Source organism: Streptomyces sp. SLBN-31 (assembly GCF_006715395.1).
In the GTDB taxonomy this organism is placed as follows: domain Bacteria; phylum Actinomycetota; class Actinomycetes; order Streptomycetales; family Streptomycetaceae; genus Streptomyces.
Genome location: NZ_VFNC01000001.1, coordinates 3,139,098 through 3,153,632, shown reverse-complemented (window position 1 = coordinate 3,153,632; position 14,535 = coordinate 3,139,098). Strand labels below are relative to the sequence as shown.

Sequence of the window (14,535 nt, the reverse complement as noted above, 5' to 3'; positions counted from 1 at the left end):
ATGACCGCCACCACGCTTGAGAAGGCCGCCGTCGACAAGGCCGCCACCGTCGAATTCCGCGGTCTGCGCCGGGAGTTCGGTGCCACCGTCGCCCTGGACGGGCTCGACCTGACCGTACGCCCCGGGGAGTTCCTGGCGCTGCTCGGCCCGTCCGGGTGCGGCAAGACCACCGCGTTGCGCATGCTCGCCGGGTTCGAACACCCCGACGCCGGAGAGGTGCTGGTCGACGGCAAGGACGTCACCGACGTGCCGGCCCACCGGCGCGACGCCGGGATGGTCTTTCAGTCGTACAGCCTCTTTCCGCATCTGAACGCGCTCGACAACGTCGCCTTCGGGCTGCGCATGCGCAAGGTGGGCACCGCCGAACGCCGGTCCCGCGCAGCCGAGTTGCTGGAGCTGATCGGGCTCGCCGACAAGGGCGACCGGTTCCCGCACCAGCTCTCCGGCGGTCAGCAGCAGCGCATCGCGCTCGCCCGCGCGCTCGCCCTGCGACCCCGGGTCCTGCTGCTGGACGAGCCGCTGTCCGCGCTGGACGCCAAGGTGCGCCTCACGCTGCGCGAGGAGATCCGCCGGCTGCAGCAGGAGCTCGGCATCACCACTCTGTTCGTCACGCACGACCAGGAGGAGGCCCTGTCGATCGCCGACCGGGTCGCCGTGATGCACGCGGGCCGACTGGAACAGTGCGCCGAGCCCGCGGAGTTGTACGGGCGGCCCGCGACGGCCTTCGTCGCCGAGTTCGTGGGCACCATGAGCCGCATACCGGGGCACCTGGACGCGGGCACGGTCGAGGTCCTCGGGATGCGGCTGCCCGCCGAGGGCACGCTGCCGCAGGTGTCGGAGGTCGACGTCCTGGTGCGGCCCGAGGCCGTACGCGTCGAGGCGGACGCCACCGGCGGGGCGACGGTGATCGCCACCGCCTTCCTCGGCGCCTCCACCCGGCTGACCGTGCGCCTCGCCGACGGCACCGAGGTAAAGGCCGACCTGTCCACGCACGAGGCCGCCGCGCTGGGCGCCGGCGCCGCCGTACGGGTGTCGCTGCCCGAGCGGCCGGTGCTGGTCGCCGAACGAACGGCGTGAGGACACCCCCCGCCTCCCGGCACACCCCCCACACACACGAAAGAAGAGACCGTGACCCGACCCCCGCTCCAGGCCGTCCTGTTCGACATGGACGGCACGCTCGTCGACACCGAGCGGCTGTGGTGGGAGGCGGTGCAGGACGTCGCCACGGGCCTCGGCCGGCCGCTGACCGAGGCCGACCAGCCGGAGGTGCTCGGCCGGCCCGTCGAGCACACCGCCGACTGGCTGGGCCGGCTCACCGGCACGTCCGGGCCGGCCGACCGGCTGCACCGCGAGTTCACCGACCGCGTCCGCACCGGCATCGTGCCCCGCCCGGGCGCCCTTGCCCTGCTGGACGCCCTCGCCCGGGACGGCGTCCCGATCGCCCTGGTCACCGCCTCGCCGCGGTCCGTCGCCGACAGCGTGCTGGCCGTGCTGGGCGCCGACCGCTTCCGGGTGTCGGTCACCGCCGACGACACCGCAAGCACCAAGCCCGCCCCCGACCCCTACCTCGCCGCCTGCCGCGCCCTCGGCGTCGAACCGGCCCGCTGCGTGGCCGTCGAGGACACGCCCACCGGCGTCAGTTCCGCCGAGGCGGCGGGCTGTGCGGTCCTCGCGGTGCCGTCGCTCGCCCCCATCGAGGCGGCCCCCGGGCGGACGGTCGTGACCAGCCTGGAGGAAGTGACCGCGGAACGGCTGCGGGGCCTGGTCCGGCCGCGGCTGCGCGTGCTGAGCTGGAACCTCTGGTACGGCGGCACGATGGTCGACGACCACCGCGCCAAGCAGCTCAAGGTCATCCTCGACACCGAGGCCGACGTGGTGGGCCTGCAGGAGACGGCCGGCACGGCGGCCCGGGAACTCGCCGAGGCGCTGGGCTGGCACCACCACCAGGCGGGCGAAAACCTCGGCATCATCAGCCGCCACCCGATCACGGCCGCCCTGGGCGATCCGGCCGTCGGTTTCTACGGGGCGGCCGGCGCCCGCATCCGCCTCGGCGGCACGCACGAACTCGACGTGTGGACGGCCCACTTGCACTACACACCGTACGGACCCTACGAGGCCGCCTTCGACGGGCTGGGGCCGGACGAGCTGATCGCCCACGAGAACGTGCGGCTTGCCCAGCTGCGGCAGGCCCTGCGGCAGATCGCCGAGGCGGCGGGCGCGACCACGCCCGTCGTCCTCACCGGCGACTTCAACTGCCCTTCCCACCTCGACCGGACGGACGTCGACTGGCCGGTGACCAGGGCGGCCGAGGAGGCCGGGCTGCGCGACTCCTACCGGGAGGCCCGTCCCGACCCGGTGCGCGACCCGGGCCACACCTGGTCGCCGGTCCACCCGCGGCACGAGGACGACCCCTCGTTGCCGGAGCCGCAGGACCGGATCGACTACGTACTGCACAACGGGCGCGGCCTGCGGGTCCTCGACTCCCGCACGGTCGTCACCGGCGTCCCGCGCCCCTGGCCCGATGTCGCCGGCAACGACTGGCCCTCGGACCACGCCGCCGTGCTCACGACGTTCGAGCTGAACCCGCCGGACTGACCGGGGCCGAGCGCCCGGACGCCGTCACCCGGCGGCGTTGTCGACCCGCAGACGCACCTGCTCCTCCAGCCGCTCCAGGCTGTGGTCGAGGGCCTCGCACGCCGCCGCCTCCCCCGGGTCGTGGGCGTCCTCGAAGAAGGACAGGTGCACGGTCACCTCGCTGGTGCCGGTGTCCAGGCCGGCGACCTGGAGCCAGCCGGCGTAGCCGCCGTCCTCCCGGGTGCCCCACTCCAGGCGCATCTGGTCGCGGCGCTGCCGCAGGAGCGCGGGTGTGTCGTGGTCCGTGCCGTCCTCGTGGACGGTGACCGCCGGCGGGTCGTCGGGGCGCACGTGCAGCTCGCCCGGCAGCCAGCTGTCCAGCTGGTCGACGTTGGCCGCCTGGTCGAAGACGTGCTCCGGCAGGGCGGGCATCGTGCGGGAGCGTTCGTACTCGGTCATCGTTCATCACCTCCGCGATCGTGGCGCAGCACACGACGCGTGCCCCTTTTGAGGAGGTTGAACCCACGGCCTCGGCATCGGCCGGCGAGGGCGGACGGGATGCCCCGACTCGGGTGCCGGACGACAAGTTGTCTCCCCGGTACGCCAGTTACCGCTGTCCGAACGGTCTTCCGGCGTCGTTTCCCGTCCATCATCCGTCAGTCCCGGAGACTCGCGTCCCGCGCCCCGGCTCCGCGCCTACCTTCCGAGGACCGGGCGGGCCGTCGGTCCGTCACAGCCGACAACGCATTGCGAAGGGGTGGGCGCCATGGCGGGCGTGGAAGTGTCACTGAAGGAAATGATGGCCGGGGTCGAGGGATCGGTGGGGGCCGCGGTCGTCGACTACACCAGCGGAATGGCCCTGGGCACACTGGGCGGCAGCAAGGACCTCGACCTGACGGTCGCGGCGGCCGGCAACACCGATGTGATCCGGGCCAAGGTGCGCACGATGGAGCAGTTGGGGCTCAAGAGCGGGATCGAGGACATCCTGATCACGCTCGACCGGCAGTACCACCTGATCCGGCTGGTCGCCGGCCGCAACGGCAACGGCCTGTTCCTGTACCTCGTACTCGACAAGGAGCGCTCCAACCTGGCGATGGCCCGCCACCAGCTCAAGCGCGTCGAGGAACAGCTCGAGGTCTAAAGGTCCTCCGGCGTCCGGGTGTCGTGCGCCCATGATGTGAAGACTTCTTCAACTCACCACATCAGCATGATCCCAATTCGTGCCTGCGCACGGCCCCGGGCGGCCAGGATCGGTTCCGAAGGGCAGCCGCGGCGGCGCCCTCGGGGCCGCCGCTCCATGGCAACCGCACCCGACCCGGCAGGGAGAGAGCACTGATGCAGGTCCCCCTCTACCAGGCCAAGGCGGATTTCTTCCGCATGCTCGGGCATCCCGTGCGCATCCGGGTCCTGGAACTGCTCCAGCACGGTCCGGTCCCGGTGCGGGACCTGCTGGCCGACATCGAGATCGAACCGTCCAGCCTCTCGCAGCAACTGGCCGTGCTGCGCCGCTCCGGGATCGTGGTGTCCATCCGGGAGGGCTCCACCGTCACCTACGCCCTCGCGGGCGGTGACGTCGCCGAACTGCTGCGCGCGGCCCGCCGGATCCTGACCGAGCTGCTGGCCGGGCAGAACGAACTCCTGGCCGAGCTGCGGCAGGCCGACACCTCTCCCCCGCCGGTGCCCACGAGTCCCCCGCCGGTGTCCACGAGCGGCCGTGTCTGACGGCGGGCGGAAGACCGCCGACGGCGCGTTGCTCCGCCCGAGTGGTGGATCCGCGCGCCCGGCCGTAGCGTCGAATCGGGGACGGACGATGGTGGCTCGCGCTCGGGAGCGGTCATGCGCGGACAGGTAATCAGTACGGCGGTCGCCCTGTGTTTCGCCGCGTCGCTCACGGCGGCGGCAACGGCACCTCCCTCGGCGGCCCGGGCCGCGTCCGTAGCCGCCGCGCAGGCCGCACGGCCGGCGACCGGTCCGGTGCTCGTCGACTGCTTCTGGCACGCCCGGGTCCGCCCGGCGGACTTCATGCTCGCCTGCGGGGACGGCAACAGCCGCCTGGCGTCGCTGCGTTGGACGACGTGGGGCCGGAACGCGGCGAAGGCGCAGGGCGTGAACTGGGTCAACGACTGCAAGCCGTACTGCGCGGCCGGCCGGTTCCACGCCTACCCCGTCGTCGTACGGCTGGACCACGCGCAGCCGTGGAAGAAGCACCCGCGGCTGCGGCACTACACGCGGATGACCCTCGTCTACGACACCGACCGGCCGCGCTCCTTCCCGCGGACGGTGGTCTATCCGCTGTGGGACTGATCCCTCTCCTCGCGTGAGCCCTGGTCGCCCGCGTCCAGAGGCGAGCGGCCCTGCAGGGACTCGCCGGCGGTGAGGTGTTCCAGAACCTCGACCAGTTCCCTGCAGGCCTGTTCCACCGAGCGCCTGGTGTGGAGCTGTTCGGTGATCACCGCCGACAGCAGGAGGGCGGTCAGGGCTATCGCGCCGTTGAAGGCCTGGAGCTTGATCATCACTTCGATGCGACTCATCCGGGCGAAGGGCCCGACCTGGTCCGTGGCGGCCAGCGTGGCCATGACGGAGGCCAGGGCGGCGCACAGCATGCCGCCGGCCAGCTGGAAGCGCAGCGCGGCCCAGATCACCAGCGGGTAGACGAGGAACAGCAGGCTGACGTCGCTCCGGGTGGCGAAGGGGATGAGGCCGCCGGCGACGAGGGCCAGGCCCACGGCCTCCTTCCAGCGGGGCGTGTGCGGCAGCCGGCGCGCCCGCCACAGCACGAGCAGGACGGGGGCGACGATCAGGACGCCCATGGCATCGCCGGCGTACCAGGTCGCCCAGACGAGCCAGAAGCTGCCGGAGGCGAGCTTGCCGGTGAGGACCAGCAGGCCGGCGCCGGCCGTCGCGCTGACCAGCATGGCGGTCAGGGCCCCGAGGAACACCAGGGCGAAGCCGTCCCGCAGTCGGGCGAGGTCCGTGCGGAAGCCCACCCGGCACAGCAGGTAGTAGGCGCACACGGGGGCGGCGGTATTGCCCACCAGGGTGCCGATGACGGTCGGCTGGATCGAGGTGATCGACATGACGACCAGCAGGGCGCCCAGTGCGATGCCGGGCCAGGCGCGCATCCCGAACAGCAGCAGGCAGGCGACCGCGACGCCGGTGGGCGGCCAGACGGGCGTGACCACGGCGCCGTCCACCACCAGCTGCCGCATCAGGCCCAGCCGTCCGGCGGCGAAGTAACAGGCGGCGACGGCCGTCAGCAGGAGGGCGTGGCCGGCCGCTCGGCGCAGATCCTCGTTTCCCACCACACCTGCCATCACACACCGACCGAGCCGCCTGTGCGAGGCGAGCGATGTTCCCCGCCCGCCCGAGGGCGCCTATGGTCGCGTCGCGACTCCGTCGTGGCCGACCACCAGGACCGCCGCGTCGTCCTCGTGTCCCACCCGTTCGGCGACCTTCATCACCGCGGCGGCGAGTGCGCCCGCCTCCATGCCGGCGACCGCGGCCATGCCGGCGAGGCGGACCACCTGCTCGAGGCCGTCGTCGACGCTCAGGGAGGGTCCCTCGACCACGCCGTCCGTGAGCAGGACGAAGACGCCGCCGGTGGTGAGCCGCGACCGGGTGACCGGGAAGTCGACGCCCGCCACGATGCCCAGCGGCGGGCCGCCCTCGCCGTCGGCGATGCCGGACCGTCCGTCGGCGGTGGCCCAGATGTGCGGGATGTGCCCGGCCCGGGCGCTCTCCAGGACCCCGGTGGACGGGTCGAGGCGCATGAAGGTGCAGGTGGCGAAGAGGTCGGTGCCGAGGGACAGCAGCAGGTCGTTGGTCCGGGACAGCAGCTCTCCTGGCTCGCTGGTCACGGAGGCGAGGGCGCGCAGTCCGACCCGGACCTGCCCCATGAAGGCGGCCGCCTCGATGTTGTGGCCCTGGACGTCGCCGATGGACAGGCCGATGTGCCCGTCGGGCAGGGTGAAGACGTCGTACCAGTCGCCGCCCACGTTGAGGCCGTGGTAGGCGGGGGCGTAGCGGACGGCCAGTTGGAAACCGCGGGCGATGGGCAGGTCCCGGGGCAGCATGCCGCGCTGGAGGGCGATGGCCAGCTCGACGCGGGAACGCTGCACCTCGGCGAGCTCGCGCGCCTGGGCGGTCAGCGAACCGAGGCGGGCGAGCAGTTCGTCGCCGTCCTCCGCGTCGCGCATGGTGGACATCGATCACTCCGGCGGGGGCGTGGGCCGTGGCCCCTTCAGGGCAGAACCCCCGAATTCATATTTAAGCGGATGACAGCGACAAGCGGGGGCGGCCCGACGGCCTCGCGTCGGTCCGCCCCCGGTACAAGGACGCCGGGTCAGCCGCCCAGCGCCGCCATGACCACGTCCTTCGCCTCGTCCTGCACCTGCGCGAGGTGCTCGGGCCCGCGGAAGGACTCGGCGTAGATCTTGTACACGTCCTCCGTGCCGGAGGGACGGGCCGCGAACCACGCGTTCTCGGTGGTCACCTTGATGCCGCCGATGGACGCGCCGTTGCCGGGCGCCTCGGTGAGCACTCCGGTGACCGCCTCCCCGGCGAGGGTGTCGGCGGTGACCTGCGCCGGGGAGAGCTTGCCCAGCAGCGCCTTCTCCTCCCGTGTCGCTGGGGCGTCGATGCGCGCGTAGGCGGGTTCGCCGAAGCGTTCCGTCATGACGGCGTAGTGCTCCGACGGCGTCTTCCCGGTGACCGCGGTGATCTCGGAGGCGAGCAGCGCCAGGATGATGCCGTCCTTGTCCGTGGTCCACACCGAGCCGTCCCGGCGCAGGAAGGACGCGCCCGCCGACTCCTCCCCGCCGAAGCAGATGGAGCCGTCGACGAGGCCGTCCACGAACCACTTGAACCCGACGGGCACCTCGACCAGCCGTCGTCCCAGGTCGGCGGCGACCCGGTCGATCATGCCGGACGACACCAGGGTCTTGCCGATGCCGGCCTGCGCGGGCCACTGCTCGCGGTGGCTGTAGAGGTAGGAGATCGCGACGGCGAGGTAGTGGTTGGGGTTCATCAGGCCGGCGTCGGGGGTGACGATGCCGTGCCGGTCGGCGTCGGCGTCGTTGCCGGTCGCGATCTGGAAGCGGTCGCGCTGCTCGATCAGCGAGGCCATCGCGTAGGGCGAGGAGCAGTCCATGCGGATCTTGCCGTCCCAGTCCAGCGTCATGAACCGCCAGGTGGGGTCGGCGAGCGGGTTGACCACGGTCAGGTCGAGGCGGTGCTGCTCGGCGATGCGGCCCCAGTAGGCGACGGACGCCCCGCCGAGCGGGTCGGCGCCGATGCGGATTCCGGCGGAGCGTACGGCGTCCAGGTCGAGGACGTGCGGCAGGTCGGCGACGTAGGCGCCGAGGTAGTCGTGGCGGCGGGTGGTCTCGGCCGCCAGCGCCCGGGTGTACGGGATGCGCAGCACGTCCTTCAGACCGCCGGCGATGATCTCGTTGGCCCGGTCCTGGATCCAGGAGGTGGCGTCCGAGCCGGCCGGTCCGCCGCTGGGCGGGTTGTACTTGAAGCCGCCGTCGGCGGGCGGGTTGTGCGAGGGGGTGACCACCACGCCGTCGGCCAGGCCGGAGGCCCGGCCGCGGTTGTGGGTGAGGATGGCGTGCGAGACGGCGGGGGTGGGCGTGTAGCCGTCGGCGCTGTCGATGAGCACGGTGACGCCGTTGGCCGCGAACACCTCCAGGGCGGTGACCCGGGCGGGCTCGGACAGGGCGTGGGTGTCGGCGCCAAGGAAGAGCGGCCCGTCGGTGCCCTGCCCTGCGCGGTACTCGCAGATCGCCTGGCTGGTGGCGGCGATGTGGTCCTCGTTGAACGCGGTCGTCAGGGACGATCCGCGGTGCCCTGACGTGCCGAACGCGACCCGCTGACCCGGGTCGCTCGGGTCCGGGTGCAGCGCGTAGTACGCGGTGACCAGCCGGGCGACGTCGACGAGGTCCTCGGGGCCGGCCGGGCGGCCCGCTCGCTCGTGCTGCATGTGCCCGCTCCTCCACATCGGTTGTCCAAACTGCTTGCCGCCCCATCTTCCCTCGCCGGGGCGGCACGCAGCGAGAGCGGGTCAGTGCCCGGGCCGGCCGAGCAGCGCGCAGACGAAGTTCTCCTGAACGGCGCGCAGCCGCCGCAACAGGTCCGGCTTCAGCGCCTCGTTGATCTGGGTGGTGACGGAGAAGGTCAGGGAGCGGCGGCCGTCCGGGGTCGCGGCGATGAGCTGGGTGTAGCCGGGGAAGTTACCGGTGTGCCCGAGGACGACACCGCACCGGGTGGTGTAGCGGAACAGGGCCAGTCCGGCGGAGTTGCTCCCGGGACCGGCGGGCTCGGAGGCGCCGGCGATCCAGTGCCGTTGCTGCCGTACGACGTCCGGACCGTACAGGCGCCCGCCCGCGTAGCCGCGGATGAAGCGGGTCATGTCGGCGGGGGTGGAGATGATGCCTCCCGACGCCCAGGAGCCCGAGGCGCCGAGGAGTTCGCTGACGTCCTGCGGGGGCGCGGGCGGGGTCACGTCGTAGCCGTGCAGATAGGGCTCGGGGATGCGGTAGCCCTGGGGCAGGCTCGTGTGGCGCAGGTGCAGCGGGCGGTAGACGAGGTCGCGCAGAAGCTGTTCGTACGGGGTGCCGGTGGCGGCCTCCGCCATGAGGGCGACGGCGATGTTGTCGGAGTTGGAGTAGTGGTAGCGGCTTCCCGGGGGGAACTCCAGGGGCCGGTCGGCGACGAAGTCGAGCAGCCGCCGGGAGTCGAACTGGTGGTGGGGATCGGCCGCGAGGATACTGCGGAACACGGGCGAGGTGGTGTAGTCCGGCAGACCACTGGTGTGGGCGAGCAACTGACGCAAAGTCACTGAGGCCCAGGCACGCGGGAGTTGGGGAAGCCGCTTGCCGATGGTGTCGTCCAGCCGCAGGGCGTGCTGGTCGACCAGGGTCAGCGCGACCGCGCCGCTGAAGGCCTTCGCCGTGCTGGCGATGCGCATGTGGTCGTCGGAGGTCGGGCGGCGGCCGGTGGCGAGGTCGGCGACGCCCGCGCGGACGACGCGGGTCTCGCGGTCCCGGCGCAGTACGGCGATGACGCCGGGCGGTCCGCCGGGCTCGTGCGTGAGCTGCTCGGCCTGGCGCCACAGATCGTCGTGGTGCGGGGCGGGGGTCGCTGCGGTGCCGGTCGCGGCCGGGCCGAGGGCCGTGACGCAGAGCGCGAGGCAGCCGGAGATCAGTAGTCGGGAACGGACGGTGAAGCGGCGGGGCATGGGCGCTCCAGGCGGGGGCGGGACTGCGGTGCGGACCCAGCCTTGCCGCTCGTCCGGACCCGCGCCCTGCGGTGCTGCTGCATCCGGCCGAACGGCACTCCTCCGGCCGTCACGCGTCGGCCGGGTACAGCTTCGTGACCTTGCCCTGCGGGGTGGCCTCCAGGTAGCCGGTCTCGCCGTAGTCGTTGGTGAGGTAGACCCGGATCGAGGCAGGCTCGTCGAAGATGCTTCCCGGGATCTGCGTCAAAAGGTAGGTGAGTGTCGGCTTGTCGACATGGAGTTTCTTCTCGGCGACTGCGAGCAGGCCGGGCACGGCGTCCCAGTTGTAGTTCTTCCGGCTCACCGGGGTGTCGCCGCTTGTCAGCGTGCCCTTGATGATGCCCTTCTCGACTCCGCTCGCCGGGCGATAGGTGTAGGTGTCGTAGCGTGTCCGGCTGCCCGGGACCATCGCCTCCGCCGACACGTACTGGGGGTAGACCTTGAAGTCGCCGAAGGTGTTCCTGCCGGTCTCGTCCTCGATGGCCTTCAGTGCTTTTCGGATGGCGGTGGGCGTGAGCATGCCGGTCGCGAGCTTCGACGCCCCGCCGGGCGCCGCCGAGGCCGACGGTTTCGTGGGCGTCGGGCTGTGCGACGCCGTCGTATGCCCGCCCGGTCCCGCGGACCCCGACGGGCCGTCGCCCTTGTCGCCGCCGGACAGGGCCAGCCAGGTCACCCCGCCCACCAGCACGGCGCCGGCCGCGACGGAGGCGATCACCGCACGGCGCGGGCGTCCGGGGCGGGCGACGACGGTCTCGGACGACAGCGGCGTCGACGGCGGTCGCGGAGGCGCGAGCGGGTAGGACGTCGTGCCGGGACCGCCGGGGTCCTGCGCGGCCGAGGCGAGCAGGGCGTCGATCGCCTCGGCGCCCGGCCGCGCCGCGGGGTCCCGCACCAGCACGCGTTCGAGTACGTGCGTCAGCGACCCGGCCTGCTTGGGCGGCGGTACCTCTTCGTGGAGTACGGCGGCCAGCGTGGCCAGGGTCGTGCCGCGCCGCAGCGGGTGGTGGCCCTCGACGGCCACGTACAGCATCATCGCCAGCGACCACAGGTCCGCCGCGGGGCCGCCGTCGCCGCCCGTCACCCGTTCCGGTGCCATGTAGTCGGGGGTGCCGATGATCGAGCCGGTCGCGGTCAGGGCGGTGGCCTCGCGGACGGCGGCGATCCCGAAGTCCGTGAGCACGGGGCGGCCGTCCGTGCGCAGCAGCACGTTGGCGGGCTTGACGTCGCGGTGCTGGACGCCCGCGGCGTGCGCGGCGCGCAGGGCGTCGAGCACCCCGCGGCCGATGCGAGCGGCCTCGGCGGGTGCCATGGGCCCGCGGGCCAGCCGGTCGGCGAGCGAGCCGCCCTCGACGAGTTCCATGACGATCCACGGATAGGTGCCCGGTCCGCCGTCGACGATGTGGTGGATCGTCACGACGTTCGGGTGCTGGACCCTGGCCAGGGCGCGGGCCTCGCGCAGCACCCGGTCGCGGAGCATCCGCGCGCTGTCCGGGTCGTACTCGGCGAGGTCGGGGTCCGCGGGGCGGACCTCCTTGACGGCCACGGCGCGGTGCAGCAGCAGGTCGCGGGCGCGCCAGACCGTGCCCATGCCGCCGCCACCGAGCCTGGTCTGCAACTCGAAGCGGTCGTCGACGATGCGTCTGCCGCTGTCCCCGTCGTTCATGGCGAGGAGCTTAAGGGACGCCTCGGACAACCCGTGCCCCGCACCGGAGGTCCGGTGCGGGGCACGCTCGCGCGGGCCCGTCACTCGGCGCCGACCAGCGCCTTCACCTGGAACTCGTCGTAGGTGTCGGGCGCTTCGTGGCGCGCCGTGACCGTACCGAGCCAGCCGAGGAGGAAGCCGGCCGGGATCGAGACGATGCCCGGGTTCTGCAGCGGGAACCAGGCGAAGTCGACGTCCGGGTAGAAGGAGGCCGGGGTCGAGGAGACGACCGGGGAGAAGACGACGAGGAGCACCGAGCACAGCAGGCCGCCGCAGAGGCTGAGCAGGGCGCCGGTCGCGTTGAAGCGCCGCCAGAACAGGGTGTAGACGAGGGTGGGGAGGATGGCGGACGCGGCGATGGCGAAGGCGAGGAAGGCCAGCGTCGCCGTGTTGGCGCCCCAGGACACCAGGGCCAGCAGCATGCCGAAAACGCCGATGACGACGGCGGCGAGGCGGGCGACGACGAGTTCCTCGGTCTGCTCCGCCCTGCCCTTGCGGATGACCTCGCCCCAGAGGTCGTGGGCGAGGGAGGAGGCCGCGGCGAGGGTGAGCCCGGAGGCGACGGCGAGGAGGGTGACGAAGGCCAGGCAGGACAGCAGGGCCGTCAGGACTCCGCCGCCGAGCTGGTGCGCCAGGAGCAGTACGGCCGAGTCGCCCTTGTGGTCCGTCTGCTCGATGGTGGCGCGGCCCACGACGGCCGTGGCGCCCAGGCCGAGGATGCCGGCCGCGAGGCAGACGAAGCCCACCAGGCCCATCGCCCAGACCACCGAGGAGCGCAGGACCCGGGTGGTGCGCGGGGCGAGCAGCCGCATCATGACGTGCGGGAGGGCGGCCAGGCCGAACACGATGGCGAGCTGCAGGCTGAAGAAGTCCAGCTTGCTGGCGGTGCTGGCGCCGTAGCGCAGGCCCGGTTCCAGGTAGCGGGTGCCGAGGCCGCTGTTGTCGGCGGCCGAGCCGAGCAGCGCGTCGAGGTTCCAGTGGAAGCGGTTCAGCACCATCACCGCGGTCACCGCGATCCCGGAGATGAGCATGACCGCCTTCACGATCTGGATGAACGTCGCTCCTGGCATGCCCCCGATCGCGGCGTACACGATCACGATGGTGCCGATCACCACCACGCACAGGGTGCGCGTGGCCGCGCTGGGTTCGCCGGTGAACTGGGTCAACAGAGCGACGCTGCCGACCAGTTGGGCCACGAGGTAGAGGGTGGTGACGGCCAGGGTGCACAGGGACAGGGCGAGGCGGACCGAACGCTGTCCCTGCGACAGACGCAGCGTCAGGGTGTCGCCGAGGGTGAACCTGCCCGCGTTGTGCAGGGGTTCGGCGATCAGCAGCAGGACCGTCATCCAGGCGACGGCGGTGCCGCACAGGTAGAGGAGGCCGTCGTAGCCGGTCAGGGCGACCAGGCCGGTGCTGCCCAGCAGGGTGGCGGCGGAGATGTAGTCGCCGCACATCGCCAGTCCGTTGCGCAGCGGGGTCATCTCGCGGTTGCCGAGGTAGAACTCGCTGATCTCGTCGCGCTGCGGGGCGAGCAGCAGCGCTGTGAACAGGGTGACCACGACCACGGACAGGAAGAGCAGGAAGGTCAGTTGGAGACTGAACCGGTCCACGACGCCGGCGCCGGTCGTCACCATGTGCGGTACTCCTCGGTGCGCGGGCGGGGCACCGACGGGTGCTGCGCGGTACGGCCGGGGCCCTCGGCGGTCGGCCGGTGGAGCTGGGTGCGGAAGCCGCGGGCGACCGGGTCGACGCGCGTGCGCATGTGGACGACGTAGCGCCGGGCGATGACGGCCATCAGGACGAACTGCCCCAGCCCGAGGGCGAGTCCGAGTGTCAGATGGCCGCTGAGGGAACTGTTCATGAGGCCCGGCGTGAAACTCGACAGCAGCACATACAGCAGGAAGCCGCCGACGGCGATCGCCGCCATTGCCACGCCGGAGCGGTGCTGCGCGCGCTTCAGGGTTTGAAACTCTGGATTGCCGGATATCGCCCGCCGTTGCAGTTCATCGGCAGTAGCGGTGGAAAATCGCGGGGGCGGTTCGAATCCTTCATGGTTCCTTGACACCAGAGCACCTTCTTCGCTGCTTCGGGCCGCGCACGCAATTCCGTCGAAAGGTCGAAAGTCCAGCTCACAGAGGCAGAGACGGAGACGGAAGAGGCATGCTGGAATCGCTTCCCGTGCGGACATTGTGGGGGATCGGTGAATCCGGAACTGCCGCTTTCCGGATGCAAGGGCGGGAATCAGTAAGATCCCGGCCGGAAGCCGGAGTATGGCAGCGTCACCATTGAAGAATCAATCGCACGGTGGGGTGGTTCTCCGCGGGTGGCTCATTCCCACACTCCGCGCGGCGCAGTGGGACTCGCTCGGCCAGCGAAAAGGAGGACGGGCATTGATAGTCCATACCATTTCCGCGGGCAGGCTGTCTCAAATGCTGCGCAGGCAAGTGGGGTTCGGCACGGTCAGCCCATGAGCCCGGCCGCGAGTGTCGCCCCCAGTTCCCAGCAGGCCTCGATGTCGGCCTTGCCGGGCTCGCCGGTCACGGTCACGGGGCTCGCGGTACGACGCCAGCCGAGCCCGGTGGTGATGGTGTCGATGGCACGGACGGCACCGGTGACGTCGCTGCCGCCGTGCACGTAGTAGCCGAAGGGCCTGCCCTGGGTGGCGTCCAGGCAGGGGTAGTAGATCTGGTCGAAGAAGTGCTTGAGTGCCCCGGACATGTACCCGATGTTGGCCGGGGTCCCCAGCAGACATGCGTCGGCGGCCAGCACGTCCGCCGCGGAGGCGGACAGTGCCGGCCGCCGTACCACGTCGACGCCCTCGATCTCCGGCGCGGTGGCACCGGAGACGACGGCCTCCAGCATGGCCTGGCAGTTCGGCGAGGGCGTGTGGTGCACGATCAGCAGGGTGGGCACATCCCGCACCCTGCCCTTTCGTGCCTCACCCGCGCAAGCGCGGGCGTGTCACCCGCGCGAACGCGTC

At 71.9% G+C, this 14,535-nt stretch carries 14 protein-coding genes; 5 read left to right on the top strand and 9 right to left on the bottom strand.

Annotated elements, in window-relative coordinates; translation table 11 throughout:
- Both FBY22_RS14525 and FBY22_RS14520 read left to right on the top strand, forming a co-directional pair.
- The gene (locus FBY22_RS14525; protein WP_142145752.1) at positions 1 to 1,077 is read left to right on the top strand and encodes an ABC transporter ATP-binding protein; all 1,077 of its coding nucleotides are present in this window, start codon (positions 1 to 3) and stop codon (positions 1,075 to 1,077) included.
- Between the two features lie 51 nt (positions 1,078 to 1,128).
- On the top strand, positions 1,129 to 2,595 hold the full coding sequence (locus tag FBY22_RS14520) for an HAD-IA family hydrolase (RefSeq protein ID WP_142145751.1): 1,467 nt from the start codon (positions 1,129 to 1,131) through the stop codon (positions 2,593 to 2,595).
- Between the two features lie 24 nt (positions 2,596 to 2,619).
- Here FBY22_RS14520 and FBY22_RS14515 read toward each other — a convergent pair whose 3' ends face one another.
- On the bottom strand, positions 2,620 to 3,033 hold the full coding sequence (locus FBY22_RS14515) for an SRPBCC family protein (RefSeq protein ID WP_142145749.1): 414 nt from the start codon (positions 3,031 to 3,033) through the stop codon (positions 2,620 to 2,622).
- Positions 3,034 to 3,340: 307 nt separating this feature from the next.
- On the opposite strand from FBY22_RS14515, the gene FBY22_RS14510 reads away from it, so the two are divergent.
- The 3 genes from FBY22_RS14510 (at position 3,341) to FBY22_RS14500 (ending at position 4,878) form a co-directional block, all read left to right on the top strand.
- The gene (locus FBY22_RS14510) at positions 3,341 to 3,715 is read left to right on the top strand and encodes a hypothetical protein (protein ID WP_142145747.1); all 375 of its coding nucleotides are present in this window, start codon (positions 3,341 to 3,343) and stop codon (positions 3,713 to 3,715) included.
- 194 nt (positions 3,716 to 3,909) lie between these two features.
- Positions 3,910 to 4,296 carry a helix-turn-helix transcriptional regulator gene (locus FBY22_RS14505; protein ID WP_142145745.1) on the top strand — a complete coding sequence of 129 codons (387 nt, stop codon included), beginning with the start codon at positions 3,910 to 3,912 and terminating at the stop codon, positions 4,294 to 4,296.
- A gap of 114 nt (positions 4,297 to 4,410) precedes the next feature.
- Positions 4,411 to 4,878 carry a hypothetical protein gene (locus tag FBY22_RS14500; protein ID WP_142145743.1) on the top strand — a complete coding sequence of 156 codons (468 nt, stop codon included), beginning with the start codon at positions 4,411 to 4,413 and terminating at the stop codon, positions 4,876 to 4,878.
- Here FBY22_RS14500 and FBY22_RS14495 read toward each other — a convergent pair.
- The 8 genes from FBY22_RS14495 to FBY22_RS14460 form a co-directional block, all read right to left on the bottom strand.
- Positions 4,860 to 5,879, bottom strand: coding sequence for an MASE1 domain-containing protein (locus FBY22_RS14495; protein ID WP_142145741.1), 1,020 nt, complete (start codon positions 5,877 to 5,879; stop codon positions 4,860 to 4,862). The genes FBY22_RS14500 and FBY22_RS14495 overlap by 19 nt on opposite strands.
- Before the next feature lie 69 nt (positions 5,880 to 5,948).
- Complete coding sequence (locus tag FBY22_RS14490) at positions 5,949 to 6,779, bottom strand: PP2C family protein-serine/threonine phosphatase (RefSeq protein ID WP_142145739.1); 831 nt, start codon at positions 6,777 to 6,779, stop codon at positions 5,949 to 5,951.
- Positions 6,780 to 6,916: 137 nt separating this feature from the next.
- Entirely contained in the window at positions 6,917 to 8,557 is a 1,641-nt protein-coding gene (pgm, locus tag FBY22_RS14485; protein WP_142145737.1) for a phosphoglucomutase (alpha-D-glucose-1,6-bisphosphate-dependent), read from the bottom strand.
- Between the two features lie 81 nt (positions 8,558 to 8,638).
- Positions 8,639 to 9,814, bottom strand: a complete 1,176-nt coding sequence (locus tag FBY22_RS14480; RefSeq protein WP_142145735.1) for a serine hydrolase — start codon at positions 9,812 to 9,814, stop codon at positions 8,639 to 8,641.
- 109 nt (positions 9,815 to 9,923) lie between these two features.
- Positions 9,924 to 11,516: a serine/threonine-protein kinase gene (locus FBY22_RS14475; protein ID WP_142145733.1), complete on the bottom strand. Its 1,593-nt coding sequence runs from the start codon at positions 11,514 to 11,516 to the stop codon at positions 9,924 to 9,926.
- Between the two features lie 80 nt (positions 11,517 to 11,596).
- On the bottom strand, positions 11,597 to 13,189 hold the full coding sequence (locus FBY22_RS14470; RefSeq protein WP_142145731.1) for a cation acetate symporter: 1,593 nt from the start codon (positions 13,187 to 13,189) through the stop codon (positions 11,597 to 11,599).
- A complete protein-coding gene (locus FBY22_RS44860) occupies positions 13,183 to 13,542 on the bottom strand; it encodes a DUF485 domain-containing protein (protein WP_260844985.1) in 360 nt (119 codons plus the stop codon). Before FBY22_RS44860 ends, FBY22_RS14470 begins: the two co-directional genes overlap by 7 nt.
- A gap of 473 nt (positions 13,543 to 14,015) precedes the next feature.
- On the bottom strand, positions 14,016 to 14,468 hold the full coding sequence (locus FBY22_RS14460) for a flavodoxin family protein (RefSeq protein WP_142145727.1): 453 nt from the start codon (positions 14,466 to 14,468) through the stop codon (positions 14,016 to 14,018).
- Between the last annotated feature and the right edge of the window lie 67 nt (positions 14,469 to 14,535).

Coding starts and splice junctions, on each gene's coding strand:
- FBY22_RS14525 (WP_142145752.1), top strand. CDS start 1: ATGACCGCCACCACGCTTGAGAAGGCCGCCGTCGACAAGGCCGCCACC.
- FBY22_RS14515 (WP_142145749.1), bottom strand. CDS start 3,033: ATGACCGAGTACGAACGCTCCCGCACGATGCCCGCCCTGCCGGAGCAC.
- FBY22_RS14510 (WP_142145747.1), top strand. CDS start 3,341: ATGGCGGGCGTGGAAGTGTCACTGAAGGAAATGATGGCCGGGGTCGAG.
- FBY22_RS14505 (WP_142145745.1), top strand. CDS start 3,910: ATGCAGGTCCCCCTCTACCAGGCCAAGGCGGATTTCTTCCGCATGCTC.
- FBY22_RS14500 (WP_142145743.1), top strand. CDS start 4,411: ATGCGCGGACAGGTAATCAGTACGGCGGTCGCCCTGTGTTTCGCCGCG.
- FBY22_RS14490 (WP_142145739.1), bottom strand. CDS start 6,779: ATGTCCACCATGCGCGACGCGGAGGACGGCGACGAACTGCTCGCCCGC.
- pgm (WP_142145737.1), bottom strand. CDS start 8,557: ATGCAGCACGAGCGAGCGGGCCGCCCGGCCGGCCCCGAGGACCTCGTC.
- FBY22_RS14480 (WP_142145735.1), bottom strand. CDS start 9,814: ATGCCCCGCCGCTTCACCGTCCGTTCCCGACTACTGATCTCCGGCTGC.
- FBY22_RS14475 (WP_142145733.1), bottom strand. CDS start 11,516: ATGAACGACGGGGACAGCGGCAGACGCATCGTCGACGACCGCTTCGAG.
- FBY22_RS14470 (WP_142145731.1), bottom strand. CDS start 13,189: ATGGTGACGACCGGCGCCGGCGTCGTGGACCGGTTCAGTCTCCAACTG.